The sequence below is a fragment of the Pilimelia terevasa genome (genome assembly GCF_014647915.1).
GTDB lineage: Bacteria > Actinomycetota > Actinomycetes > Mycobacteriales > Micromonosporaceae > Pilimelia > Pilimelia terevasa.
This window is the reverse complement of sequence record NZ_BMQC01000001.1, coordinates 319940-344024: the sequence shown is the minus strand read 5'-3', so window position 1 is coordinate 344024 and position 24085 is coordinate 319940. Positions and strand designations below refer to the sequence as shown.

Below are 24085 nucleotides of genomic sequence, written 5' to 3'. Positions count from 1 at the left end.
ATGCGGTCTGTTCACGCAATTCCACGCGCCGGGAGTGGGTGCACTGGGTCCGGCCCACCTTAGCGGTGGACCGGACCCAGTGCCTAGAGGGTGTTACTTGAGTTCGACCGCGGAGATGTCCAACTCGCCCACGTGGTCGACCTTCACGTTCGCCAGCCGCGTCCCGAAACCGGCCTGGCTCTTGTACACGTAGACCGGCACCGACGGCACGTCGGCGTCAACGATCTTCAGGGCCTCGGCGAACTTGGCGTGCGCGCCTTCGAGGTCCTTGGCCGAGGTGCCCTCCTTGTACAGGGCGTCGACCTGCTTGTTGCTGTAGTCGCCGTCGTTCGACGAGCCGCCGGTCACGTACAGCGGGCCGACCCAGTTCTCGACGTCCGGGTAGTCCTGCTGCCACGCGGCGCGGTACGGGCCCTTCATCTTGCGCTCGTCGATCATCTGGCGGAAGACGGCGAACGTCGGGACGCCCTCGGCGCGGGCCTTGATGCCCAGGCCGTCGCGGACCGAGTTGGCCACGGCCTCCATCCACTCCTTGTGGCTGGAGTCGGCGTTGTAGTAGAAGACCATCTCGTCGGAGAACCCGCCGGCCTTCTCCAGCAGCTTCTTCGCCTCGGCCGTGTCGTACTTGCAGACCGAGCAGCTAGCGGACGGGTTGCCCGGGGTGCTCGGGTTGGCCCAGCTATCGGCCGGCGGCCGGCTACCGAAGAAGATCTTGTCCGAGATGAGCTGCCGGTCGATGGCCAGCGAGACGGCCTTGCGCAGGTCGGCGTTCTGGAACCGCTTGTCGTACAGCGGGAACGCGATGATGCCGTTGGTCGGGATGTTGGTCTCGATCGCGCGGTCCGGCAGGTCCGACTTCCACTTCTGGCCGGCGAGCGCCGAGATCGGCACCTGCTCCATGAAGTCGAGGTTGCCGGCCTGCAGGTCGGCGTAGGCCGCGGAGTCCTGCTGGTACAGCTTGACCGTGACGTCCTTGACCTTGACCTTGTCGTCCAGGCTGTAGTCGGCGAACCGGGTCAGCTTGACCTCGACGTTGTCCTGCCAGCTCACGAAGCTGACCGGGCCGTTGCCGACCGGCTTCTTGCCGAAGGCCGCCGTGTCCTTGAAGAACGACTCGGGCAGCGGCATGAAGGCGGCGTAACCGGTCTTGGTCGGCCAGATCGAGAACGGCGCGGAGAGGGTGACCTCGAAGTTCAGGTCGTCGACGACCTTGAGGCCCTTCATCTCCTTGGCCGTGGGCGTCGGGGCCTTCTTGGGGCCCTCGCCGTCGGGGTCCTCGCCGTGGACGTCCTTGTAGCCGTCGATCTCGTTGAAGAATGTGCCGTTCGGGGCACCGTTCGGCGAGTACGCCGCCCAGTTCCACGCGTCGACGAAGCTCTTGGCGTTGACCGGCGTGCCGTCGTGGAACTTCATCCCCGACTTGAGCTTGATCTTGTAGACCTTGGAGTCGGTCGTCTCCATCGACTCCGCGGCGAGCTTCTCCGGGTTGCCGCCGCCGGCCGGGTAGCGCATGAGACCACTGAACATGTAGTCAATGATCTTGCCGCCGCCAGTCTCGGTGGTCATGCCCGGGATCAGCGGGTTCTGCGGCTGTACGCCGTGCATGCTGATCGCGCCGTCGGCGGTCTTGGCGCTGTCGCCACTGCCGCCGTCCTTGTTGTCGCCGCAGCCGGCAGCCGCCGCGACGATAGCTACTGCGGCCAGACCGGCCGCGACATTACGTGGGGTGCTCCCGCGCATGCGAATGCCTCCTCAGGGGCGCTCACGTGGGGATGTGAGGTTGGTGACACTGTGCACTGAAATGTGTGGAACGTGAAGATGCTGTTATCAAGCCGATACGCGTTGCGGCGGCACCCCACGAACACGATTCGGAGCAGCGGCGTCACCCTACCGGGGGACACCGCTGGTACGGACACCGCCTCGACGCCACACCGCACAGCGTGACACCGGGCGCGTACGCACCTTGCCCAAGCCTCCCGCGCCGAATCCACCACGCCGCGGGACGACGGCGAATGGTTATCCGACCGCAATGAAGGAGGTGTCCGAAAATCGATGAAACAACCCACGTGCGGCCGCTTCGGCCGCACCGGTCCTCCCCGTCCGGCCCCCGTCCGCCGAATATGCTGGACCGACCGCGGTCCGACGTGACCGGCCCGCCGTGCCCGCCGGTCCCCGCGCCCGTGGACCGCCCGGGGCCGGCGGCGGCGCACCGGCGCACCACCCGAACCCTAGGAGCCTCCATGACCCAGCAGCCCGGCCGCCGCCCCGCGGGGCCGCCCGCCGACGGCCCGCTCGGCGCGCCCGCCGCCGAGGTCCTCCTCTCCGAACTCAGCCGGCACGACGGGCCCAAGACCGGCCTGCTCGTGGACGCCGAGCCGGGCACCCCCGTCCTGGACGCGGCCCTCGACGCCGTCCGCCCCGGCGACACCCTGACCCTGGTCGCGGGGGTCGCCGGCGCCGAGACCCTGCGCGACCACCTCGCCGGCCTGGGCTCCTGGCTCACCGCGCAGGTGCGGGTGGTGGACACCCTGGCCGAGGCCGACCCCGTGGACGTCCTGGTCGTGGGCCGGCCGCTGACCGCCGCGGCCGACGACGTGCGGGCGCAGGTCGACGGGTACGCCAAGTACCTGCGCGACGGCGGCGTGCTCGTCGCCGCGGCGCCGCTGTTCGGCGCCGCGGCCGGCGACGAACTCCAGCGCCTGGCCGTCCTGTTCGGCGTCGGCTCCGACCTGGTCCTGCGCAACCGGCCGCCGGTGCGCGTGCACCGGCTGCGCTGGACCGCCGCCGACCCGGCCACCGCCGACCGGCTCACCGCCGCCCGGCGCTCGTCCAGCGTCGCGCTGACCCGGCACATGCACATCGACTCCAACGGCGTGGCTGCCGCCGGCATCGCCGTCGGCGCGGCGGCGCTGCTGCGCGCGGTCCACCCGCGGTCGCGGGGCTGGCTGGTGCCGGCGCTGGCCGCCCCGGCCGTCGCCGCCTTCTTCCGGGACCCCGAGCGGGACCTGCCCGGCGACGAGGCCGCGGTCGTGGCCCCGGCCGACGGCAAGGTGCTGTCGGTCGAGCGGATCGTCGACGAGCGCTTCGGCGAGGCCGCCGAGTGGCTGCGGGTGGCCGTCTTCCTGTCGGTCCTCGACGTGCACGTCAACCGGTCGCCGGTGGCCGGCCGGGTCGCCGACTACTTCGTGGTCGACGGCGGGTACGCCAACGCGATGACCGCGGCTGCCGAGCACAACGTCGCCGCGTACACGGTGCTGGACACCGCCCGCGGGCGGGTGGTGGTCGCCCAGCGCACCGGCCTCATCGCCCGCCGGATCGTGCACCGGGCGCCGGTCGGCGCGCTGCTGGCCCGCGGCGAGCGGTTCGGGCTGATCCGGTTCGGCTCCCGCACCGACGTCTACCTGCCGGTCGACGGCGCGGACGCCGCGGTCGCCCCGGGCGACCGGGTGATCGGCGGTACCACGCCGGTCGCCCGCTGGCGGTGACCCGCCGCCCGCGCGGCGCCTGACCGACGTGAGGCCCCGGACCTGGCGGTCCGGGGCCTCACGCGCACGATGCGTACCGGTCAGCCGGCGTAGACGTCGCGCCGCCCGTCGCGGTGGCGCCACCACAGCAGGGGCCCGCTGCCCAGGTACCCGACGACGATCAGCGCGAAGGTCAGCCGGGCGTCGACGAACGCGCCGGCCAGCGGTACCAGCCACAGCCACGGCGGCAGCGCCGCCAACCGGGCGAGCTTGGCGTACGGGAAGCTGGAGACCATCGCGAAGGCGAGCAGCGCCACCCCGCCGACCATGGCGATGCCGGGGACGGGCAGGCCGATGAGCACGGCGACCGCCAGGACCGCGGCGGCCATCGTCGTGGGTACGCCGCTGAAGAACCGGCCGTCGCGCGGCGAGACGTTGAACCGGGCCAGCCGGATCGCCGCGCAGCCGACCACCAGCGCGCAGGCCACGGCCGCGGCCGCGGGCGGGACGTCCCCGGCGAGCGAGGCGTAGACGACGACCGGGGTGGCCAGGCCGAACGAGCACATGTCGGCCAGCGAGTCCATCTGGGCGCCGAAGGGGCTGGCCACCCCGAGCCGGCGGGCGAGCGCCCCGTCGAGCCCGTCGAAGGCCACGCAGGCGACCAGGAGCGCCGCCGCGACGCGCGGCTCGCCGTTCATGGCCAGGAAGATCGCGCCGAGGCCCAGCGCGAGGCTGGCCAGGGTGCAGGCGTTGACCAGGGCGAACTTGACCCGGCGGGCGGGCGTGCGGTCGCCGGGCAGCAGCGGTACCGGGCGCGGCCCGGTCGAGCCCTCCGCCGGGGGGGCGGCGACCGGCGGCGCGGCGTGCGCGATCCGGGTGGCCGCCTGGCGGGGCAGCAGGCCCATCGCGCCGCGGGTGCGCAGCAGGGTGCCGTTGCTGCCGTCGCGGCGGTGGGGCACGCGGCTCAGCAGGACCCGGCGGGCGAGGCTGCCGCCGCGCCGCAGTCCGCCGGACCAGCGGCGGTGGCCGCCCGGCCGCGGACTGTCGCCGGCCCGACGCCGACGCCACAGGTTTCTGCGCACGTAGTCCTCCATTGGCCTGCCCATCGGCACGGCGGTGGGCGAGTTCACGGTTTCCGGTACCGCTCCCCCGTCGCCCGGATCTGGTTCCGCCGGCGCCATGCGCTCCCGGCCCTCTCCACCCAGTACCCCGTCGGGCCGATCGTGTCGGCCTGTTTGGCGGAGTGCTTTCCGTCTCTGTGTGTCCCGCGGAGTGCCGCTGCCGCTGGCCGGCGGGCCTTCCGTCCGTGTCTGCGCACGTCCGTCGGTCTCCGTGTGGGCCGACGCGGCGCGCCGGAGGGCTCCGGCGCGGCTTACACCATTGCACAGCGGCGCCAGCTTGGCGATACCGCGTTACGGCGATCGGCCTCGGAAATCCGCCCGCATCGGCACACCGCGGACTACCATGCGCCGGCATTCGTCAGCTTTTTCCGGTCTTCTCCCCGCTGTCCGACTCCGCGCTCACCGCCACCCGGCCAGGCCGGCCTCCGCGGCCGGCGTCAGCGGCAGGCCGGCGAGCTGCGGCCGGTCCCACCAGCGCGCCTCGGCGGTCGACCCGCCGCGGTCCCGGACGTGGGCCGGCGTGGGCGCGTCCACGGCGACCCGGTACAGGACCTGCACGACGTGCCAGTCCAGCGCCCGGCCCTCGGGGCCGTGGGCGCGCGGCGTGTGCCGGTGCCGGACGTCCAGCAGCGCGGTCACCCGCCCGTCCTGCCCGGTCTCCTCGGTCAGCTCGCGCAGCACCGCCGCCGCGGGCTGCTCGCCGAAGTCGGTGCCGCCGCCGGGCAGGTGCCACCGGCCGGCGTACGGGTAGCCCGGGGCGTTGCGGGTCAGCAGGACGCGCCCCCGCGGGTCCGTGGCCAGCGCGTACGCGCTGAACCGCTGGCCCCGGCCCCCCGCGCGCGGCCGCGCCTCGGCGAGCCCCCCGGAGTACCGGGGCGCCGCCGCCGGCGGCTCCAGCCCCAGCAGCGACCGGGCGTGCCGGTCCACCGGCGCGCCGGCCAGCGCCTCGTCGTCGTACCAGCACAGCCCCGCGGGCGCGGGCCCGCCGCCGGGAGCCGGTGGCGCGCACACGCGGTAGGCGATGCCGTCGACGTGGACGGCCACCCCGTCCCCGGCCGTCACGGACGAAGCCACGCCGGCCAGGCCCGTCACGGCGACGGCCAGGCCGGCCTGCGCGGCGAGGCCGCGGACGACGGCGTCCCGCGGGTCCTCGCCGTGCCGCAGGTCGGCGCCGGGCAGCACCCGGACGTCGGCGCCGGGCCGGCGGACCAGCAGCACGCGGCCCCGGTCGTCCCGGCACACGCCGTACGCCGCGATCCTGCGCAACCGCTCCACCGGGCCACCGTACCGACGGCCGCGCTAGCGCAGGCCGGCGGCGTGGATCGCCTCGGCGGTGACCTCGGTGAGGTCGTCGTCGGTCAGCGCCGCGAGGTCGCCGGGGGCGAACCAGCGCACGTCGCACGTCGAGCCGCCGATGTCGGTGACCTTCAGCGGGGTGGGGTGGTCGACCTCGACGCGGTAGAAGGCGCGCACGCCGTGCCAGTCGATCGGGTACCCCTCCGGGCCGAGCGAGGCGGCGTCGCGGTGGCTGGCCACGCCCAGCAGGTCGACGAGGCGGCCCTGCTGCCCGGTCTCCTCGACCAGTTCGCGGATCAGCGCGTTGCCGGGCTGCTCGCCGTAGTCGGTGCCGCCGCCGGGCAGGTGCCAGCGGCCGCCGCCGGGGTAGCGGGGCGAGATCTGGGTCAGCAGCAGCCGGCCGGCCGGGTCGGTGGCGACGGCGTACGCGGCGAACCGCTGCGCGCGGTGCAGGCCGTCGGGGCCCGGCGAGGCGTAGAACGACGGGAAGTCGGGCGCCTCCTCGGGGCGCAGGTCCACCGGCCCCGGCGGCAGGTTGATGGCCGAGGCGGTGAACGGGCGCAGCGGCAGCAGCTCGGCGTCGGCCGGGGCGAGCCAGCGGGCCAGGTCGGTCGGCTGGCCGACACGGTCGCAGAGGGTGCCGCCGCGCACGGTGCCGGTGTAGATGAGCCGGTCGGTGTGGATGGTGATCCCGCGGTGCGGGAGGGCGCGCATGTCGGCGAGGACGTGCCGCAGGCCGGTCACCGTGATGGAGAGCCCGGTCTCCGCCGCGGTCTCCCGGACGACGGTGTGGATCGGGTCCTCCCCGTGGTCGACGGCACCTCCCGGTAACGACCAGACGCCGGGCGTCCCGGCGCGGGCCGAGGCCCGGACGAGGAGGTACCGGCCGTTGACGTCGGTGCACACGGCGTAGGCGGCGATGCGGCGAAGTGGCTCAAGCGCGGGGGTCACGCCGTGAATCCTCGCGCAGGGCCCACCCGGCACTGCCAGAAAGTGTCAGATTCCTGACAGTTGGTTCACCCGTACGGGGTCGGTCGTGTATGCGAGATCATTCCCATTCGATCGTGCCGGGCGGCTTGCTCGTCACGTCGAGGGTCACGCGGTTGACCTCGGCGACCTCGTTGGTGATCCGGGTCGAGATGCGCGCGACGACGTCGTAGGGCAGCCGGGACCAGTCGGCGGTCATCGCGTCCTCGCTGGACACCGGCCGCAGGACCACCGGGTGCCCGTACGTGCGCCCGTCGCCCTGCACGCCGACGCTGCGCACGTCGGCCAGCAGGACGACCGGGAACTGCCACACCTCGCGGTCCAGGCCGGCGGCCGTCAGCTCCTCGCGGGCGATGAGGTCGGCCGCGCGCAGGGTCGCCAGCCGCTCCTCGTCCACCGCGCCGATGATCCGGATGGCCAGGCCCGGGCCGGGGAACGGGTGCCGCCACACCATCGCCTCGGGCAGGCCCAGCTCCAGGCCCAGCGCGCGGACCTCGTCCTTGAACAGCGTCCGCAGCGGCTCGACCAGGGCGAACCGGAGGTCGTCGGGCAGCCCGCCGACGTTGTGGTGGCTCTTGATGTTGGCGGTGCCGGTGCCGCCGCCGGACTCCACGACGTCGGGGTAGAGCGTGCCCTGCACCAGGAACTCGACGTCCCGCTCGGCGTCGACCTCGCGGGCCGCGGCCTCGAAGACCCGGATGAACTCCCGCCCGATGATCTTGCGCTTCTCCTCCGGGTCGGTCACCCCGGCCAGCGCCCCGAGGAACCGCTCCCGGGCATCGACGACCTTGAGCCGGATGCCGGTGGCGGCGACGTAGTCGTTCTCGACCTGCTCCGCCTCGCCGGCCCGCAGCAGCCCGTGGTCCACGAAGACGCAGGTGAGCTGGTCGCCGACGGCCCGGTGGACCAGTGCCGCCGCGACGGCCGAGTCCACGCCGCCGGACAGGCCGCAGATCACCTGCCGGTCGCCGACCAGCGCGCGGACCGCGGCGACCTGCTCCTCGATGATGTTCGCCGGGGTCCAGGTGGGGGCCAGGCCCGCGATGTCGTACAGGAACCGCGTCAGCACCGTCTGGCCGTGCACGGTGTGCAGGACCTCCGGGTGGAACTGCACCCCGGCCCGCCGGCCGGCGACGTCCTCGAACACCGCCACCGGGGCGGCCGAGGACGCGGTGACGGCGAAGCCGGCCGGGGCCGCGGCGCAGGCGTCGCCGTGGCTCATCCACACCTCGAACTCCGGCGCCAGCTCCCGCAGCAGGACGCCCGGGTCGGCGGCCACCCGCAGCGGGGTGCGGCCGTACTCGCGGGTGCCGGTGTGGGCGACCTCGCCGCCGAGCGCGCGGGCCATCGCCTGGAAGCCGTAGCAGATGCCGAAGACCGGCACGCCCGCGTCGAACAGCTTCGGGTCCACCTGGGGGGCGCCCTCGGCGTACACCGAGGAGGGCCCGCCGGACAGGATGATCGCGGCCGGGTCGCGGGCGAGCATCTCGGCCACCGGCATCGAGTGCGGCACGATCTCGGAGTACACCCGGGCCTCGCGGACGCGGCGCGCGATCAGTTGCGCGTACTGCGCGCCGAAGTCGACCACCAGCACCGGCCGGGCGGCCCCCGGTACCGGTCGGACAGGAACAGGCGGCGGCGTACTCATGCCGTGCAGCTTACCGAGCGGCGGCGGTCCGCCCGCCACCGCTGCCGCCCGCCCCGCGACACGCGCGCGGGACCTCCCGGGATCGCGGATGATGTCCAATTTGTCCTACCCCGGTCGGCCGTCCCGTCGAGCCGTTCCGGGGATGGGGCGCCGCCGCGCCCCCGGCCCAGGATGGGGACTTCGATCCTGGGAGGGACCCATGCCCGACGCGCCGCAGCCCGACGACACCACGGAGTTCCCGCGGATCGTCGACGGCCCGCCGCGCCCCGCCGGCCCGGCGCGCGGCGTCGCCGCGGTCCCCGGCCCGCCGGTCGCGTCCGCCCACCCAGCCGCGCCGCCGGCCGCCACCGCACCGGGGGCCGCCGCGCCCGCCCCGGAGCCGGCCGCTTCCGCTTCTGAGCCGGCCGCTCCCGCTACCGAGCCGACCGCCTCCGCTTCTGAGCCGGCCGTCCCGAAGCCGACCGGCTCGGCGCCCGGCACCGCCGCGCCCGACGTCGCGCGCCCGCGGCGCAGGACGCGGCGGGCGCTCGTCCTCGCCCTGGCCGGTGTCGCCGCCCTCGCGGTGGCCGTCGGCGGCACCGCCGCGGTGCGGGGTGTGTCGCGGGGCGTCCTGCCGCGCTCCGACCTGCTCGGCGGCACCTCCGGCGCCGACCCGTCCCCGCCCGCGGCGACCCCGGGGCTGACCGGCCGGCAACTGCGCGGCCCCCTCAACATCCTCATCGCGGGCGTCGACCCGCGGCAGGGCCAGCCGAACTGGCGCCCCAACGCCGACGCCGTCCTGCTGCTGCACGTACCGCGGACCCTCGACGCCGCCTACCTCTACTCCCTGCCCCGGGACCTCGTCGTCACCGTCCCGGCGTTCGGCAAGGCCGGCTTCGGGGGTACCCGGACCAAGCTCACCCACGCGATGAGCTTCGGCAGCGTGGTCCCCGGCACAGCGCGCCCCGACCGGGCACAGGGCTTCCAACTGCTCGCCCGCACGGTCAGTGCCTACTCCGGCATCCCCCGCTTCGACGCCGGTGCCGTGCTGGACTTCGGCGGGTTCGTCAAGCTCGTGGACGCCGTCGGCGGCGTCGACCTGCGGGTCGACCAGAAGGTCACCTCGATCCACCGCCAGCCCGACGGCGCGCACCGCAGGCCCGGCGCCAGCAGCACCGGCTACGTCGGGCCGCAGATGACCTACCTGCCCGGCGTCCGGCACTTCGCCGGCTGGCAGGCGCTGGACTACGGGCGCCAGCGGTACGTGGCCGGCTCCGACTACACCCGGCAGAAGCACCAGCAGCAGCTCGTCCGCGCGATCCTCGCCAAGCTGGCGAAGCTGGGCGCCCACCGCGACCCCGTCCGGCTCGCCCGGGTCCTGGCGGCCGTCCGCGAGTCGCTGACCTACGACGGGCGCGGCCACGAGGTCCAGGACTTCGCGTACACGCTGCGCCGAATCCCGCCCGCGAAGCTGACCCTGGTCAGCCTGCCGGGCGCGGCGCTGGGGCGCGGCAACGCGTACCAGGGGGAGGCGCTGACGCCGGTGGCGACCGGGTTCCTGCGGGCGGTCCGCGCCGGGGCGGTGGCCCCGTACCTGGCGAAGAACCCCTCCCTCGTCCACTCCCGGTAGCCGCCCGCCCGGCGCGGCGGCGGGCGGGCGCGGCGCCGTACCCTCTCGGCATGTCCGTTCCCCCCTCCCCCGCGGCGGCCGTCCTGCCCCCCGACGAATGGCGGGACCTGTTCGTCGCGGAGCTCCAGCAGCTCGGCGTCCGCAACGACCGGGTCAGCGCGGCGCTGGCCGAGGCCGACGCCCGCCGGGCCGACGGGACCGACGACGGGCCGTTCGGCGACCCCCGCGCCGTCGCGCGCGCCGTCCACGCCAGGCTCGGCCGGGACGCCCTCGTGCCCGCCGCCCGGCAGATCGCCGCGGCGACGGCGCTGGCCGCGGTCGCCGCGCCCGGGGTCCTGCTCACCCTCGGCGCCGTGCGCGCCCTCGGCAAGGACACGCTGGCGCTGGTGACGCTCGGCCTGCCGGTGGGCACGCTGGGCGCGGCGCTGGGCGCGGCGCTGGGCACCGCGGTCGTGCGCCGGCTCGGCGGCCGGTACGGGTACCTGCCCAGCGTCCTGGCCGTGCTGCTGGCCGTGCCGCCGTACCTGCTGCTGACCCGCCCGCTGGCCACCGTGGCGCCGCTGCGGCTGCTGCTGCTGGGCGCGCTGCCGTTCCTCGCGCTGGCCGCGGCGACGGTGGCCCCGCGGCTCGTCGCCGGCCCGGTGACCGACCCGCGCACCGGGGCGGCGCTGCGCGCCTCGGTCGCCACCCTGCGCCAGCGGTGGGCCGCGGTGGCGGCCCTGCTCCTGCTCGTCGGCCTGGCCTACGCCCTCGCGGCCCGCTGACGGCCCGCCCGGTCGGGTGGTCAGCCGCGGTCGTCAGCCCGCGGTCGGGCTCGGGGGCCGGGTGGTGCCGTACAGCCAGGCGTCGAACAGGGGGCGCAGGCTGCGGCCGGCGGTCCGCTCGGCCAGCGCGACGAAGTCGGCCGTCGTGGCGTTGCCGTCCTTCTTCGCGGCCGTCCACTCCCTGAGCAGGCGGAAGAAGGCGGCGTCGCCGACGGTCACCCGCAGCGCGTGCAGGGTCATGGCGCCACGCTGGTACACCGACTCGTCGAACAGCCGCTCGGCGCCCGGGCGCCCCGGCGGCAGCGACCACAGCGTGGCCGGCGCGCGGCGGTACCGGTCGGCGAACTCGGCGGCGGCGGTCCGCACGCCGCGCTCCTGCGACCACAGCCACTCGGCGTAGGTGGCGCAGCCCTCGTTCAGCCAGATGTCCTCCCAGCGGGCCAGGGAGACGCTGTCCCCGCACCACTGGTGCGCCAGCTCGTGGGCGACCACGTCCTCGGCCGGCTCGGTGGCGCCGAAGAACGTCGGCCCGTACACCGGCCGGCTCTGCGTCTCCAGCGCGTACCGGATCCGGTCGTCGGCGACCACCACCCCGCCGTACGCCGACACCGGGTACGGCCCGAGCACCGTCTCCAGGTAGTCGGCGATCCGGGTGGTCCGCGCCATCGCCCGGCTGGCGACCCCCTCGGCCGGCAGGGACGCCGCGACGGCCGTGACGACCGGGCGCCCCTTGTGCGTGCCGCGCGCCACCCGGTACCGGCCGATGACGGCGGTCGCCAGGTAGCTGGCCATCGGGGTGTCCTCGGCCCAGGTCCACGTCGTCCAGCCCCCGGCGGTCACCTCGGGCGCCGGTACGCCGTTGGCCAGCGCGACCAGCCCGGCCGGGACGGTCAGCGCGAACCGGTAGGTCGCCTTGTCCGACGGGTGGTCGTTGACGGGGAACCAGGTCGAGGCGGACTCCGGCTGCCCCATCGCCACGGCGCCGTCGGCGGTGTGCAGCCAGCCGCCGCTGCCCAGGGCCTGGTTCTCCTTCTGCCGGGGCCGGCCCCGGTACGTGGTCGCCACGGTGAACTCCGCGCCGGCGGCCAGGGGCGCCGCCGGGGTGACCACGAGTTCGTCGTCGGTGCGCGCGGCGCGGGCCGGGCGGCCGTCGACGGTGACCTTGTCGACGACGAGGCCGGCGAGGTCGAGGTGGAAGCTCAGCAGCGCCGACGTGGCGCGGGCGCGCATCGTCGTCGTCGCGGTGAGGGTGTCGTTCGTCGGCTGGAAGCGGGCGGTGACCGCGTAGCTCAGCGCGTCGTAGCCGCCGTTGCCGTAGCCGGGGAAGTACGGGTCGCCGATGCCGGCGGCGCCGGCCGCGGGCGCCCCGCCGCCGGACGCGCTCGGCGAGGGGGTGCCGAGCCACTTCGCCGGCCCCTCGCCGTCGCCGCACCCGCCGAGCAGCAGGCCGGCGGCGAGACAGGCCGCCGCGCTCCGCCACGCCGGGGCACCGCTTGCTCTCCGTACCGCTGCACTCACTCATCCACGATAGACCTCGGGCCCGGGTCCCCCGACCCCGGGCAGCGCCCTCAGCGGTCGAGGACCAGGCCGACCTTCTGGAACTCCTTGACGTCCTTGAACCCGCACTTGGCCATCGCCCGGCGCAGGCCGCCGAACAGGTTCAGCGCGCCGTCGGCCCGGTCGGCCGGGCCGTGCAGCAGCGCCTCCAGCGTGCCCAGCGGCGCCGCGGCGGCGGCGAAGCTGCCGCGGGGCAGCTTCGGGTGGCTGGCGGCGGAGTGCCACCACGCGCCGCCGGCCGGGGCGCCCTGGGCGCGGGCCAGGGCGCTGCCCAGCATCACGGCGTCGGCGCCGCAGGCGATGGCCTTGGCGATGTCGCCGGAGGTGTGGATGTCGCCGTCGGCGATGAGGTGGACGTACCGGCCGCCGGTCTCGTCCAGGTAGTCGCGGCGGGCGGCGGCCGCGTCGGCGACCGCCGTGGCCATCGGCACCCGGATGCCCAGCACGGTGTCCGTCGTGGACGAGCCGTCGGCGCCGGTGCCCACGATGACGCCGGCCGCGCCGGTCCGCATCAGGTGCAGCGCGGTCTTGTAGTCGATGCAGCCGCCGACGAGGACGGGCACGTCCAGGTCCGCGATGAAGTCCTTGAGGTTCAGCGGCTCGTCCGTGCTGGAGACGTGCTCGGCGGAGACGATCGTGCCCTGGATGACCAGCAGGTCCACGCCGGCGTCGAGGACCACGGGCGCCAGCGCGAGCGTGTGCTGCGGCGAGACCCGCACCGCCACGGTCACGCCCGCGTCGCGCATCGACTTGACCCGGGTGGCGATGAGGTCGGGCAGGATCGGCGCCGCGTACGCCGCCTGGAGCCGCCCGGTCGCCGCCGCGCCGGCCGGCTGCGCGGCGATCTCGGCCAGCAGGGCCTCCGGCTCGCTGTGCCGGGTCCACAGGCCCTCGGCGTTGAGGACCCCCAGGCCGCCGGCCGCCCCGAGGGCCACGGCGGTCTCCGGGCTCATCGTCGCGTCGGACGGGTGGGCCACGCACGGGATGCGGAACGGGTACGCGTCCAACTGCCAGGCCGTGGACACGTCGTCCACGTCGCGGGTGCGGCGGCTGGGGACGATCGCCACCTCGTCCAGGTGGTACCCCCGCCGGGCGGTCTTGCCCAGGCCGATCTCGACCACGTCACGCATCGCTTCTGTACTCCTTGCCGCCCCGCCTCAGCGGGAGTGGTAGTTCGGGGCCTCGACCGTCATCTGGATGTCGTGCGGGTGGCTCTCCTTGAGCCCGGCCGCGGTGATCCGCACCAGCCGGCCGCGCTCCTGGAGGGCGGCGACGGTGTCGGCGCCGCAGTAGAACATGGCCTGGCGGACGCCGCCGACGAGCTGGTGGGCGACCGCCGACAGCGGGCCGCGGTACGGCACCTGACCCTCGATGCCCTCGGGGATGATCTTGTCGGCGTCGGTGACGTCGGCCTGGAAGTACCGGTCCTTGGAGTAGGACTGGGCGGCGGCGCCGCGGGCGGCCATGGCGCCGAGCGAGCCCATGCCGCGGTACGACTTGAACTGCTTGCCGTTCATGAAGATCAGGTCGCCCGGGCTCTCCTCGCAGCCGGCGAACAGCCCGCCGAGCATGACGCTCTGCGCGCCCGCGACCAGCGCCTTGGCGATGTCGCCGGAGTACTGGATGCCGCCGTCGGCGATCACCGGCACGCCGGCCGGGCCGCAGGCGCGCGCCGCGTCCATGATCGCCGTGATCTGCGGTACCCCGACGCCCGCGACGATCCGGGTGGTGCAGATCGCGCCCGGGCCGACGCCGACCTTGACCGCGTCCGCGCCGGCCTCGACCAGTGCTCGCGCGCCCGCGTACGTGGCGACGTTGCCGCCGACGATGTCGACGCCCGACTCCTTCTTCAGCCGCGCGATCAGCTCCGGTACCGCCCGGTTGTGCCCGTGGGCGGTGTCGACCATGACCACGTCGACGCCGGCCTCGATCAACGCTCTGGCCCGCTTGTACCCGTCCTCGCCCACGCCGACCGCGGCCGCGACCCGCAGCCGGCCCGCGTCGTCCTTGGCGGCGAGCGGGAACTGCTCGCTCTTGGTGAAGTCCTTGACGGTGATCAGCCCGCGCAGGACCCCGGCGCCGTCGACGAGCGGCAGCTTCTCGATCTTGTGCTGGCGCAGCAGCGCCAGCGCGTCCTCCTTGCCGACGCCGACCGGCGCGGTGACCAGCGGCATCGCCGTCATCACGTCGCGCACGCAGGTCTCCATGTCGGTGACGAAGCGCATGTCCCGGTTGGTGACGATGCCCAGCAGCGTGCCGTCCGGGCCGGTCACCGGTACGCCGGAGATGCGGAACCGGCCGCACAGGGCGTCCACCGCGCGCAGGGTGTCGTCCGGGCTGCAGGTGATCGGGTTGGTGATCATGCCCGACTCGGACCGCTTCACCAGGTCGACCTGGTTGGCCTGCTCCTCCACCGACAGGTTGCGGTGCAGTACCCCGATGCCGCCCTGGCGGGCCATCGCGATCGCCATCCGCGCCTCGGTGACGGTGTCCATGGCGCTGGAGGCCAGCGGGATGTTCAGCGCGACGTGGCGGGTGAGGCGCGTCGCGGTCGTCACCTGGCTGGGGATCAGGTCCGACTCCGCCGGTACCAGCAGCACGTCGTCGAACGTCAGGCCGAGCGGCGGCACGGCGGCGGCGGGGACCTCGTTGGTCGGTGGCACAGGCGGTTCCTCCGGGGCGCGGAAATGGCCGGTGGACTGCCCGCCGCCGGCCGCCCCGGGCCGGCGGGTCCGGGAATCGGGCCGGGCGTGGCGGGCCGAGCGGGCGGGCCGAGCGTGGCGGGCCGGGCGTCCGGGGCGGGTCCCGGGCGCGGCCGGTCCGGTCCGGCGCGGCTGAGGGGCTCATGGTACCCGCGCCGCGGCACCGCCCGCGCAGCCGGTGACCCAGCCCACGCCCGGGGGCGACCGGCCGCCCGACCCGCCTCCCGACCTGCCCCGGGGGTGCCGGCCGGGGCCGCCCCCGCACCCGTCGGTGGTCCCCGCGAACGCCCGCGGCGGGCTACCGTGAGGACGTGCATGACGAGCCGATCGACCCGTTCAGCGGCGACCCTGCCGACCCGTCCGCGAGCCTGGACGAGCCGGCCGACGACGGCAGCGGCACCCCGCTGTCCGAGCCCGAGCGGCGCGACGTCCTGGAGGATCTGGCCGACCTGGAGATCTACCAGGCGCTGCTGGAGCCGGGCGGCATCCGCGGTCTCGTCATCGAGTGCGAGGACTGCCGGGAGCCCCACTACTTCGACTGGGACCTGCTGCGCGGCAACCTGCGCCACCTGCTCGACGCCGGCCGCCCCCGGGTCCACGAGCCGGCGTACGACCCTGACCCGGAGAACTACGTGACGTGGGAGTACGCCCGCGGCTACGCCGACGGCGTGCACGACGCCCTAGGCGACGCCGACGACGAACCGGAGGCCGCTCCCCCGGGCTGACCACCGGCCTGGCCGGCGCCGCGAGGCCGGCGCGGGGTAGGCGCAGAGACGGGAGGGCTCCCGGGGTCGTGACCCCGGGAGCCCTCCCGTCGTCGCATCCGGCGCGCCATCCCCTGCGGCCGGTACTCTCGCCCGCCCTCAGACCACCAGGCCCGCGCGGAAGCCGGCGGCGACGGCGTGGGCGCGGTCGCGCGCCCCCAGCTTGCGGAACAACCGCCGGGCGTGGGTCTTCACGGTGTCCTCGGACACGAACAGCTCCCGGCCGATCTCCGCGTTGCTCTTGCCGTCCGCCATCCCGCGCAGCACCTGCATCTCGCGCTCGGTGAGCACGACCCGCCGCGCCGCCGGCATCCCGGCGCCGTAGTCGCCGACCCCGCGGGCGGCCATCCGGGCCGCCTCCGCCGGGTCGCCGAAGTCCCGCTGGCTGGGTACCGGCGAACCGGGCACCCGCAGGCCGGCAGGGTCCGCCACCAGTTCGGCACCGGCCGCGCGGGCCTCCGCCGGACTCAGCGGCGCGCCCTTGCGACCGACCGGCGCGCCGAACCGCGAGGGCGCGTTCGCCCCGCGCATGGCGGCGGTGGCCGGCACCGGGGCCCCGGCGACGGGGCCGGCGGCGCGGGCGGGCATGCCGAGCAGCAGGACCGCCTTGGCGACGGTACTGACAAGATCTTCGGTGCCGCGGATCAGGGCCCGGGCCCCGGCCGCGACGGCTGCCGCGGCCACCCGCGGGTCTTCGGCGCCGAAGAGCACCAGCATCGCCCCGGGCGCGCGGGCTAGGACCCGCCGGGTGAAGCCGACGGTGTCGGATCTGGTGACGGCGACATCAGCCAGGATCACGTCGGCCGGCCGCTCGGCGAGCCGGGCGATGACCTCAGTCTCCGACATGGCGGTCCGTACCTGCGCCGAGAGCCCGAGGCGGGCGGCGCAGGTGGCCACCGCCTGAGCTGCGGGCGACGACCGGACGCACACGAGGACGCTACGCACTGATTTTTCCCCTCTCCTCTATGGAGGAGACCACGCGTTCGTTTGATCATTACGTGCTTTTGAGGGAAACAAGTGGAAAGTTCCGAAAGGTCTCCTATCGGACTTTCACTCGTTTACGGCGCTGCGCGCACACGGGTGTATGAACTTGCGCCCCCGGGTACATCAACGACGCTCAGGCCCAAACGCCTACGGGCGAGTTCGTCGTACCGCGGGTTCCGCGCGGAAGGAGTACCTAAATGTCTGATGTGCGCAGATTGCCCCGTCCAGTCACCGAGGTGTGGGACTGGCAGCGCAACGGACTGTGTCGCGGACGGGACAGCGCGCAGTTCTTCCATCCCGAGGGCGAGCGCGGCCACGCCCGCCGCCGCCGGGAGGAGAACGCGAAGGCGATCTGCGCCGGGTGTCCGGTCCGGCGGGAGTGCCTCCGGCACGCCCTCGCCGTCCGCGAGCCGTACGGCATCTGGGGCGGGCTCGGCGAGTCCGACCGCCACCGCCTCCAGGCCGTGGCCTCCTGACGTAGCCCTCAGACCCCGGCCTCCGGAGTCGGCCTCGACCCCCCTGTGGGTCCGCCGGCCCGCGGCCGGGGGCGCGGCGTCTCTCCGCCGTCGGGGGCTCGCACCGGCTGCGCACACGCGGAAGCCCCGCGGCGCGCGCCGCGGGGCTTCCGGCTTGCCAGGTCGGGCCAGGTGGTACCGGTCAGGCCCGGGAGGTGGAGCGGAGATCAGTGCGCGTGGCCGTGGCCCCCGTGGCCGTGGCCCGCCGCCGGGGCGGCCGGCGCGGCCGGCTTCTCGACGACCAGGCTCTCGGTGGTCAGCAGGAGGCCGGCGATCGACGCGGCGTTGCTGACCGCGTTGCGGGTCACCTTCACCGGGTCCACGATGCCCGCGGCCGCCAGGTCGACGTACTCGCCCGTAGCCGCGTCCAGCCCGTGACCCCAGTCGCCGCCGCGCACCCGCTCGACGACGACGTAGCCGTCGTGGCCGGCGTTCTGCGCGATCCACCGGACCGGCTCCACGAGGGACGACCGGACGATCGACGCGCCCACCGACTCCTCGCCGTCGAGCTTGAGGTCGTCCAGCACCGCGGTGACCTGCGCCAGCGCGACGCCGCCACCGGGTACGGTGCCCTCCTCGACGGCCGCCCGGGTCGCCGCGATGGCGTCCTCGATGCGGTGCTTGCGCTCCTTCATCTCGACCTCGGTGGCCGCGCCGACCTTGATCACGGCCACGCCGCCGGAGAGCTTGGCCAGGCGCTCGCCGAGCTTCTCGCGGTCCCAGTCCGAATCGGAGGACTCCATCTCCTTGCGGATCTGGGCCACCCGGTCGGCGACGGCGTCGGCGCCGCCGGCACCGTCCACGATGGTGGTGTTCTCCTTGTCGACCACGACGCGCCGGGCGCGGCCCAGCACCTCCAGGCCCACGGACTCCAGCTTGTAGCCCAGCTCGCCGGCCACGACCTCGCCGCCGGTGAGGATCGCCAGGTCCTGGAGCATCGCCTTGCGGCGGTCGCCGAAGCCCGGCGCCTTCACGGCGCAGACCTTGAAGGTCTTGCGCATCGCGTTGACCACCAGGGTGGCCAGCGCCTGGCCCTCCACGTCCTCGGCGACGACCAGCAGCGGCTTGCCGGCGTTGATGACCTTCTCCAGCAGCGGCAGGATCTCCTCCACCGACGAGATCTTCGAGGTGGTGATGAGGAGGTACGCGTCCTCCAGCACCGCCTCGCCGGCCTCGGCGTCGGTGGCGAACTGCGGCGAGATGAAGCCCTTGTCGAACTGCATGCCCTCGGTGACGGCCAGCTCCGTGGCCAGGGTCGAGCCCTCCTCGACGGTGATGACACCGTCGCGGCCGACCTTCTCCATCGCCTCGGCGATCAGCGCGCCGATCGTGGCGTCCTGCGCCGACACCGTCGCCACGCTGGCGATCCGGGCGGCGCTGTCCACCGGTACGGCCTTGTCGAGCAGGGCGGCCGAGACGGCCTCCACGGCCTGCTCCATGCCGCGCTTGAGGCCCATCGGGTTGGTGCCCGCGGCCACGTTGCGCAGGCCCTCGCGGACCATGGCCTGGGCCAGGACGGTCGCGGTGGTGGTGCCGTCGCCCGCCACGTCGTTGGTCTTGGTCGCCACCTCCTTGACGAGCTGGGCGCCGAGGTTGGCGTACGGGTTGTCGAGCTCGATCTCCTTGGCGATGGTCACGCCGTCGTTGGTGATCGTCGGGGCACCGAACTTCTTGTCCAGGACGACGTTGCGGCCCTTGGGGCCGAGCGTCACCTTGACGGCGTCGGCGAGCGCGTTCACGCCGTGTTCGAGCTGGTGCCGGGCGGCGTCGGAGAAGCTCAGGATCTTCGCCATGAATGTCCCTCTCTACGCAGTGAAGCCCCGGGCAGGCGCGAGCACACCCGGGGCGTCAGCTGGGTCGAACTACTTCTCGATGACCGCGAGGACGTCGCGCGCGGAGAGGACCAGGTACTCCTCGCCCGCGTACTTGACCTCGGTGCCGCCGTACTTCGAGTAGAGGACGGTCTCGCCGACCTTGACGTCGACGGGGATCCGGTTGCCCTTGTCGTCGACGCGCCCCGGACCGACAGCGAGGACGGTGCCCTCCTGCGGCTTCTCCTTGGCGGTGTCGGGGATGACGATGCCCGAGGCGGTGGTCGTCTCGGCCTCGTTCGCCTGGACCACGATGCGGTCCTCGAGCGGCTTGATCGCAACCTTCGTCGCGGTAGTCACAGGAATACCCTCCTGGGGCACATCGGTACGTCGCACATGATCGCCACACAGGCGGGGCCGTCGTCGCGGGTGCCGGCTCGCCTGGCGTCCGGTGAGCGGAACTGCTCGCGGAAAGTGCCCGCGGGAAGTCCAGCGTTGGCACCCTCAAGGTGAGAGTGCTAATCGCACGTTAGGCCGCCGGCTGGCACTCCGTCAAGGAGAGTGCCAATCCGCCACCCCCCTGAGTCACGGCCCGGAGGCCGACAAGGCCGGATTCCGGCGCGCCCGCCGGCCCGCTGAGGCACCCTGAACAGGTCAGCGACGGCGGAAGGGGCTGGTATGCACGCGACCATCGGTGACCGGATTCACGTACACAGCAACGCGGTCGGCGCCGCCGACCGGGTCGGCGAGATCGTCGAGGTGCGCGGGCGCGACGGCACCCCGCCGTACCGGGTGCGCTACTCCGACGGGCACGAGAGCCTGCTCTACCCCGGGCCGGACTGCGTGATCGAGCCGCCAGCCCGCGCCTGAGGCACCGGGCGGGGCCGGCCGACCGTGACGCCGCGGCCACAATAGGGCGATGGACCTCGAACTGGTCGACGCGCTGCGCGGCCCGGCGGGCGCCGACGCGCTCGCGGCCGCCGCGGCGCTGGCCGACCGCGACCCGCTGTCCGCCGCCGCCGCGATGCGGGCCGCCGGCCACCCGCCGGCCCTGGCCGCCGCCGCCCTGACCCAGGCGGACCTGCGCCGCCGCGCGGCCGGCAAGTTCGGCCCCGACGCCGGCCGGCTGCTGTACACCCGGGCCGGGCTCGAACAGGCCACCCGGCGGGTGGTGGCCGACCGGCGCGCCGCCCGGCTGGCCGCCGACGGCGTGCGGCGGCTCGCCGACCTCGGCTGCGGGCTCGGCGCCGACGCGCTCGCGGCCGCCCGCGCGGGAATCGCCGTCCTCGCCGTGGAGGCCGACCCCGCCACCGCCGCGCTGGCCCGCCACAACGCCGCCGCGCTCGGCCTCGCCGGCGCGGTGGAGGTGCGCTGCGCCGACGCCACGGCCGTCGACCTCGCCGGGTGCGACGCCGCCTTCTGCGACCCCGCGCGCCGGGCCGGCGGGCGGCGGGTGCACGACCCCCGGGCCGGCAGCCCGCCGTGGGGGTTCGTGACCGCGCTCGCCGACCGGGTGCCGCGGACCGTCCTCAAGCTCGCCCCCGGCGTGGACCACGACCTGCTGCCGCCGGGCGCGGAGGGCGAGTGGGTGAGCGTCGGCGGGGACCTGGTGGAGGCGGCGGTGTGGTGCGGCCCGCTGGCGCGGGTGCCGCGCCGGGCCACCCTGCTGCCCCGCGACGGCGGCGGGGCGGTGCCCGCCCTGACCGGCAGCGGCGCGCGGACGGCGCCGGTCGGGGCGGTGGGGCGGTACGTGTACGACCCGGACCCGGCCGTCGTCCGCGCGCACCTGGTGGCGGAGTTCGCCGACACGGTGGGCGGGCGGCTGGCCGACCCGCGGATCGCGTACGTGCACACCGACTCCGCCCGGCACACCCCGTACGCCCGCCGGATCGCCGTCACCGACGTGCTGCCGGTGGCGCTCAAGCGGCTGCGCGCGACGCTGCGCGACCGCGGGATCGGCCAGTTGGAGATCATGAAACGCGGCTCGCCGCTGGACCCGCACACGCTGCGCCGGCAGCTCCGCCTGGCCGGCCCGCACGCCGCGACCCTCATCCTGACCCGTGTCGACGAGGCCCCCACCGCCCTGCTCGGCCACCCGGGCTGACCGCCCGCGCCAGGCCGGCCCGGGCGCCGGTCAGCGGTCGATGGGCGTGAAGTCCCAGGAGTGCGGGGCGCGGGCGACCCACCCGGCGGGCGGGTCGGGCAGCCCGACCGGCTCCCCGTGCCAGCGGCTGAGGACCACGAACCGGTGGTCGGCGGAGGCGAAGACCTCGCTGCCGGCGTGCAGCGGCGCGCCCTCGACCGAGGGCAGCGCGGTGCCGGTGAGCCACTCCAGGACGGCGGCGGCGTGCATGGGGTACGCCCGCACCTCCCACATCCGCACGATCACGACTGCCTCCGCATGACGATCGCGTCGGTGTTGCTCGGCTGGTAGTAGCCGCGGCGCACGCCGACGGCGGCGAACCCGTACCGGTCGTAGAGCCGCTGGGCCGGGCCGTTGTCGGCGGCGACCTCCAGCATCACCACCGGCGCGCCGGCCGCCGCGGCGTGCGCGAGCAGCGCCTCCAGCAGCGCGCGCCCCGTCCCGCGACGCTGGCCCGCGCGCCCGACGGCGATGTTCTGCACCCACGCCTCGCCCGGGGACAGGGCCAGCCCGGCGTACCCGCGCAGCGCGCCGTCGGCGTCGAGCGCGGCGAGGTAGTGGTGGCCGGCGGCCAGCTCGCCCCAGAACATCGCGGCCGTCCAGCGCTCCGGCCCGAACAGGTCCGCCTCGATCGCCAGGACCGCGTCGAGGTGCCACCAGCGCAGCCGGGTCAGGCCCACGGCCGCGCCGGCACCGACCGGGTGCGGCGGCGCGGGCGCGTTCACCGGCGGACCGGCTTGCGGGCGGCCGCGGCCACGGCGTCGGGCCGGCGCAGGTACCGCGGGGTCAGCGCCTCCCCGGGCGCCCCGGCGCGGATCCGGTCCGCGGCGAGCGCCGCCAGCGACGCCACCGCGGGGTACGTCGGCTCCGCCGCCGGCAGGCCCAGCACCTCGGCGTACCGCGCGGCGCCCTCGCCGACGGCCACCGCCACGCCGTGCGCGGCGACCGCGTCGCGCACCTCGGCCGCGGCGGGCGCGGCGACGGCCGGCGGCGTCAGGGGCCGGCCGTCGGCGTAGGCCGCCCAGTAGATCTCGCGGCGGCGCGCGTCGGTGGCCGCCAGGACCCGGCCGAGGCCGGCGGCGGCGTGGCCCAGCGCGTCGAGCGTCCCGACGCCGTACGTGGGCAGGCCCAGCGCCTGGGCGAAGGCGGCGGCGGTCACCAGCCCCACGCGCAGGCTGGTGTACGGCCCTGGGCCGACCCCGGCGACCACGGCGGCCAGGTCGCCGCGCGCGACCCCGGCCTCGGCCAGCGCCGCGGCGACGTGCGGGGCGAGCAGCTCGCCGTGCGCGCGGGCGTCCACGGTGACCCGGGCGGCGCACACCTCGACCCCGGCGGCGGCGACCCGGACGATCCCGGCGGTGACGGCGGGCGTACCGGAGTCCAGGACTAGTGCGAACACGCCGCGAGCTTAGCCGGCCGCCGCGTGCCGGCCGCGCCGCCACCCGCCGCGCCGCGAGCCGGTCCGGCACCGGCGCGAACCGGGCCCCGGCCCGCCGGGGACCGCCCGGTCACCAGTCGATCGGCGGCAGCCCCGCGTCGGCCAGCGCCTTGTTGGCCTGGCTGAACGGGCGGGAGCCGGCGAAGCCGCGCGGGTTGAGCGGGCTCGGGTGGCCGGCCTCCAGGACCACGTGCGCGGGGTTGGCGACCAGCTCCGCCTTGCGCCGGGCGTACCCGCCCCAGAGCAGGAACACCACCCGGTGGTCGCGGGCGTCCAGCGCGCGGATGGTGGCGTCGGTGAAGACCTCCCAGCCGTGGCCGGCGTGTGAGCCGGCCTCGCCGGCCCGGACCGTGAGGACCGAGTTGAGCAGCAGGACGCCCTGGCGCGCCCAGTGCGTCAGGTCGCCGCTCGCGCGCGGGGGCAGCCGCGGCGGGGGCGGCGGGAGTCCCGGCAGCGTGGCCGACGGGTCCGGGGCGGCGGGGCCGACGCCGAGGTCCTCGGCCAGCTCCTTGAAGACGTTGCGCAGCGACGGCGGCACCCGCACACCCGGCGGCACGCTGAAGCTCAGGCCGTGCGCCTGGCCGGCGCCGTGGTACGGGTCCTGGCCCAGGATCACCGCCCGGCACTCGCGCAGCGGGCAGAGCCGGTACGCGGCGAACAGGTCGTCCAGGGGCGGGTACACCGTGTGCGTCGCGTACTCGGTGGTGACGAACCCCGCCAGCGCCGCCGTGGCGTCGGCGTCGATCAGGGGCGTGACCGCGCCGCGCCAGTCCTCGGGCAGCCGCCCGAGCAGGTCGATGCTCACGCCGCGGCCGCCCGCCGCGCCCAGTCCCCGCCCCGGGCGTACAGCGCCACCGCGCGGCTGTCGTCGGGCCGCCGCTCCAGCCGCACGTGCAGGTGCGCCTCGGCGAGCCGCTCGACCATCCCCTCACCCCATTCGACGACGGTCACCGACTCCTCCAGCGAGGCGTCCAGGTCCAGGGCGTCGATCTCGCCGACGGGGTCCGCGGTGCCGCCGAGCCGGTACGCGTCCACGTGGACCAGCGCGGGCGCGCCCGGGTGCACGCGCGCGATCACGAACGTCGGCGAGGTGACCGGCCCGGCCACGCCCAGCCCCGCCCCGATGCCCTGCGCCAGCGCCGTCTTGCCCGCGCCCAGCGGCCCGGACAGCAGGATCAGGTCGCCGGGCCGGGCCACGGCGGCCAGCCGCGCGCCGAACGCCCGGGTCTCCTCCACGGTCGCGCAGCGCACCTCGACCACCGGGCCCGCCGCGTCCGGCCGC

At 75.4% G+C, this 24085-nt stretch carries 23 protein-coding genes; 7 read left to right on the top strand and 16 right to left on the bottom strand.

Annotated elements, in window-relative coordinates; all coding sequences use genetic code 11:
* Positions 1-93: 93 nt before the first annotated feature.
* Complete coding sequence (locus IEY75_RS01735; RefSeq protein WP_189112347.1) at positions 94-1740, bottom strand: peptide ABC transporter substrate-binding protein; 1647 nt, start codon at positions 1738-1740, stop codon at positions 94-96.
* A 500-nt stretch (positions 1741-2240) separates the two neighbouring features.
* Between IEY75_RS01735 and IEY75_RS01730 the strand changes: the two genes are divergently transcribed.
* Positions 2241-3485: a phosphatidylserine decarboxylase gene (locus IEY75_RS01730; RefSeq protein WP_189112346.1), complete on the top strand. Its 1245-nt coding sequence runs from the start codon at positions 2241-2243 to the stop codon at positions 3483-3485.
* Positions 3486-3565: 80 nt separating this feature from the next.
* Here the strand turns inward: IEY75_RS01730 and IEY75_RS01725 are convergent, their stop codons facing one another.
* The 4 genes from IEY75_RS01725 to guaA form a co-directional block, all read right to left on the bottom strand.
* Complete coding sequence (locus IEY75_RS01725; RefSeq protein ID WP_189112601.1) at positions 3566-4468, bottom strand: CDP-alcohol phosphatidyltransferase family protein; 903 nt, start codon at positions 4466-4468, stop codon at positions 3566-3568.
* Positions 4469-4984: 516 nt separating this feature from the next.
* Positions 4985-5860 carry an NUDIX hydrolase gene (locus tag IEY75_RS01720; protein WP_189112345.1) on the bottom strand — a complete coding sequence of 292 codons (876 nt, stop codon included), beginning with the start codon at positions 5858-5860 and terminating at the stop codon, positions 4985-4987.
* Positions 5861-5884: 24 nt separating this feature from the next.
* Positions 5885-6832: an NUDIX domain-containing protein gene (locus IEY75_RS01715; RefSeq protein WP_189112344.1), complete on the bottom strand. Its 948-nt coding sequence runs from the start codon at positions 6830-6832 to the stop codon at positions 5885-5887.
* A 97-nt stretch (positions 6833-6929) separates the two neighbouring features.
* Positions 6930-8516, bottom strand: a complete 1587-nt coding sequence (gene guaA, locus IEY75_RS01710; RefSeq protein WP_189112343.1) for a glutamine-hydrolyzing GMP synthase — start codon at positions 8514-8516, stop codon at positions 6930-6932.
* A 199-nt stretch (positions 8517-8715) separates the two neighbouring features.
* Here guaA and IEY75_RS01705 point away from each other — a divergent pair, with 199 nt between their 5' ends.
* Both IEY75_RS01705 and IEY75_RS01700 read left to right on the top strand, forming a co-directional pair.
* A complete protein-coding gene (locus IEY75_RS01705; RefSeq protein WP_189112342.1) occupies positions 8716-10125 on the top strand; it encodes an LCP family protein in 1410 nt (469 codons plus the stop codon).
* Positions 10126-10175: 50 nt separating this feature from the next.
* A complete protein-coding gene (locus IEY75_RS01700) occupies positions 10176-10889 on the top strand; it encodes a hypothetical protein (protein ID WP_189112341.1) in 714 nt (237 codons plus the stop codon).
* A gap of 33 nt (positions 10890-10922) precedes the next feature.
* Here IEY75_RS01700 and IEY75_RS01695 read toward each other — a convergent pair whose 3' ends face one another.
* Genes IEY75_RS01695 through guaB form a run of 3 tightly spaced genes read right to left on the bottom strand, consistent with a single transcriptional unit; the run spans position 10923 to position 15109 of the window.
* Complete coding sequence (locus tag IEY75_RS01695; RefSeq protein ID WP_189112340.1) at positions 10923-12407, bottom strand: M1 family metallopeptidase; 1485 nt, start codon at positions 12405-12407, stop codon at positions 10923-10925.
* A 50-nt stretch (positions 12408-12457) separates the two neighbouring features.
* Positions 12458-13576, bottom strand: a complete 1119-nt coding sequence (locus IEY75_RS01690) for a GuaB3 family IMP dehydrogenase-related protein (protein ID WP_189112339.1) — start codon at positions 13574-13576, stop codon at positions 12458-12460.
* A gap of 27 nt (positions 13577-13603) precedes the next feature.
* Positions 13604-15109: an IMP dehydrogenase gene (guaB, locus tag IEY75_RS01685; RefSeq protein ID WP_189112338.1), complete on the bottom strand. Its 1506-nt coding sequence runs from the start codon at positions 15107-15109 to the stop codon at positions 13604-13606.
* 350 nt (positions 15110-15459) lie between these two features.
* Here guaB and IEY75_RS01680 point away from each other — a divergent pair, with 350 nt between their 5' ends.
* On the top strand, positions 15460-15873 hold the full coding sequence (locus IEY75_RS01680; RefSeq protein WP_189112337.1) for a DUF5319 domain-containing protein: 414 nt from the start codon (positions 15460-15462) through the stop codon (positions 15871-15873).
* Between the two features lie 138 nt (positions 15874-16011).
* On the opposite strand, the gene IEY75_RS01675 is transcribed toward IEY75_RS01680, so the two are convergent.
* The gene (locus IEY75_RS01675) at positions 16012-16857 is read right to left on the bottom strand and encodes a helix-turn-helix transcriptional regulator (RefSeq protein WP_229789267.1); all 846 of its coding nucleotides are present in this window, start codon (positions 16855-16857) and stop codon (positions 16012-16014) included.
* 236 nt (positions 16858-17093) lie between these two features.
* Between IEY75_RS01675 and IEY75_RS01670 the strand changes: the two genes are divergently transcribed.
* Positions 17094-17372: a WhiB family transcriptional regulator gene (locus IEY75_RS01670; RefSeq protein WP_189112335.1), complete on the top strand. Its 279-nt coding sequence runs from the start codon at positions 17094-17096 to the stop codon at positions 17370-17372.
* 206 nt (positions 17373-17578) lie between these two features.
* Here the strand turns inward: IEY75_RS01670 and groL are convergent, their stop codons facing one another.
* Both groL and groES read right to left on the bottom strand, forming a co-directional pair.
* Positions 17579-19204: a chaperonin GroEL gene (groL, locus tag IEY75_RS01665; RefSeq protein ID WP_189112334.1), complete on the bottom strand. Its 1626-nt coding sequence runs from the start codon at positions 19202-19204 to the stop codon at positions 17579-17581.
* Positions 19205-19273: 69 nt separating this feature from the next.
* On the bottom strand, positions 19274-19582 hold the full coding sequence (gene groES, locus IEY75_RS01660; protein ID WP_505847162.1) for a co-chaperone GroES: 309 nt from the start codon (positions 19580-19582) through the stop codon (positions 19274-19276).
* Positions 19583-19900: 318 nt separating this feature from the next.
* Here groES and IEY75_RS01655 point away from each other — a divergent pair, with 318 nt between their 5' ends.
* Positions 19901-20092 (top strand): DUF1918 domain-containing protein, encoded by a 192-nt coding sequence (locus IEY75_RS01655; protein WP_189112333.1) that lies wholly within the window; start codon positions 19901-19903, stop codon positions 20090-20092.
* Positions 20093-20141: 49 nt separating this feature from the next.
* Positions 20142-21326 (top strand): THUMP-like domain-containing protein, encoded by a 1185-nt coding sequence (locus IEY75_RS01650; RefSeq protein ID WP_189112332.1) that lies wholly within the window; start codon positions 20142-20144, stop codon positions 21324-21326.
* 30 nt (positions 21327-21356) lie between these two features.
* Here the strand turns inward: IEY75_RS01650 and IEY75_RS01645 are convergent, their stop codons facing one another.
* From IEY75_RS01645 to tsaE, 5 genes are all read right to left on the bottom strand, one after another.
* Positions 21357-21611: a hypothetical protein gene (locus tag IEY75_RS01645; RefSeq protein WP_189112331.1), complete on the bottom strand. Its 255-nt coding sequence runs from the start codon at positions 21609-21611 to the stop codon at positions 21357-21359.
* Positions 21608-22045: a ribosomal protein S18-alanine N-acetyltransferase gene (gene rimI / locus IEY75_RS01640; RefSeq protein ID WP_189112599.1), complete on the bottom strand. Its 438-nt coding sequence runs from the start codon at positions 22043-22045 to the stop codon at positions 21608-21610. The genes IEY75_RS01645 and rimI overlap by 4 nt, the downstream gene beginning before the upstream one ends.
* 41 nt (positions 22046-22086) lie before the next feature.
* Positions 22087-22764 (bottom strand): tRNA (adenosine(37)-N6)-threonylcarbamoyltransferase complex dimerization subunit type 1 TsaB, encoded by a 678-nt coding sequence (gene tsaB, locus IEY75_RS01635; RefSeq protein WP_189112330.1) that lies wholly within the window; start codon positions 22762-22764, stop codon positions 22087-22089.
* A gap of 109 nt (positions 22765-22873) precedes the next feature.
* On the bottom strand, positions 22874-23608 hold the full coding sequence (locus IEY75_RS01630; RefSeq protein ID WP_229789266.1) for a uracil-DNA glycosylase: 735 nt from the start codon (positions 23606-23608) through the stop codon (positions 22874-22876).
* Positions 23605-24054: a tRNA (adenosine(37)-N6)-threonylcarbamoyltransferase complex ATPase subunit type 1 TsaE gene (tsaE, locus tag IEY75_RS01625; protein ID WP_189112597.1), complete on the bottom strand. Its 450-nt coding sequence runs from the start codon at positions 24052-24054 to the stop codon at positions 23605-23607. Before tsaE ends, IEY75_RS01630 begins: the two co-directional genes overlap by 4 nt.
* Between the last annotated feature and the right edge of the window lie 31 nt (positions 24055-24085).

Excerpts from the sequence above, each read along its gene's own strand:
- IEY75_RS01735 (WP_189112347.1), bottom strand. The coding sequence starts at position 1,740 with ATGCGCGGGAGCACCCCACGTAATGTCGCGGCCGGTCTGGCCGCAGTA.
- IEY75_RS01700 (WP_189112341.1), top strand. The coding sequence starts at position 10,176 with ATGTCCGTTCCCCCCTCCCCCGCGGCGGCCGTCCTGCCCCCCGACGAA.
- groL (WP_189112334.1), bottom strand. The coding sequence starts at position 19,204 with ATGGCGAAGATCCTGAGCTTCTCCGACGCCGCCCGGCACCAGCTCGAA.
- IEY75_RS01705 (WP_189112342.1), top strand. The coding sequence starts at position 8,716 with ATGCCCGACGCGCCGCAGCCCGACGACACCACGGAGTTCCCGCGGATC.
- guaA (WP_189112343.1), bottom strand. The coding sequence starts at position 8,516 with ATGAGTACGCCGCCGCCTGTTCCTGTCCGACCGGTACCGGGGGCCGCC.
- IEY75_RS01655 (WP_189112333.1), top strand. The coding sequence starts at position 19,901 with ATGCACGCGACCATCGGTGACCGGATTCACGTACACAGCAACGCGGTC.
- IEY75_RS01730 (WP_189112346.1), top strand. The coding sequence starts at position 2,241 with ATGACCCAGCAGCCCGGCCGCCGCCCCGCGGGGCCGCCCGCCGACGGC.
- IEY75_RS01670 (WP_189112335.1), top strand. The coding sequence starts at position 17,094 with ATGTCTGATGTGCGCAGATTGCCCCGTCCAGTCACCGAGGTGTGGGAC.
- IEY75_RS01650 (WP_189112332.1), top strand. The coding sequence starts at position 20,142 with ATGGACCTCGAACTGGTCGACGCGCTGCGCGGCCCGGCGGGCGCCGAC.
- IEY75_RS01690 (WP_189112339.1), bottom strand. The coding sequence starts at position 13,576 with ATGCGTGACGTGGTCGAGATCGGCCTGGGCAAGACCGCCCGGCGGGGG.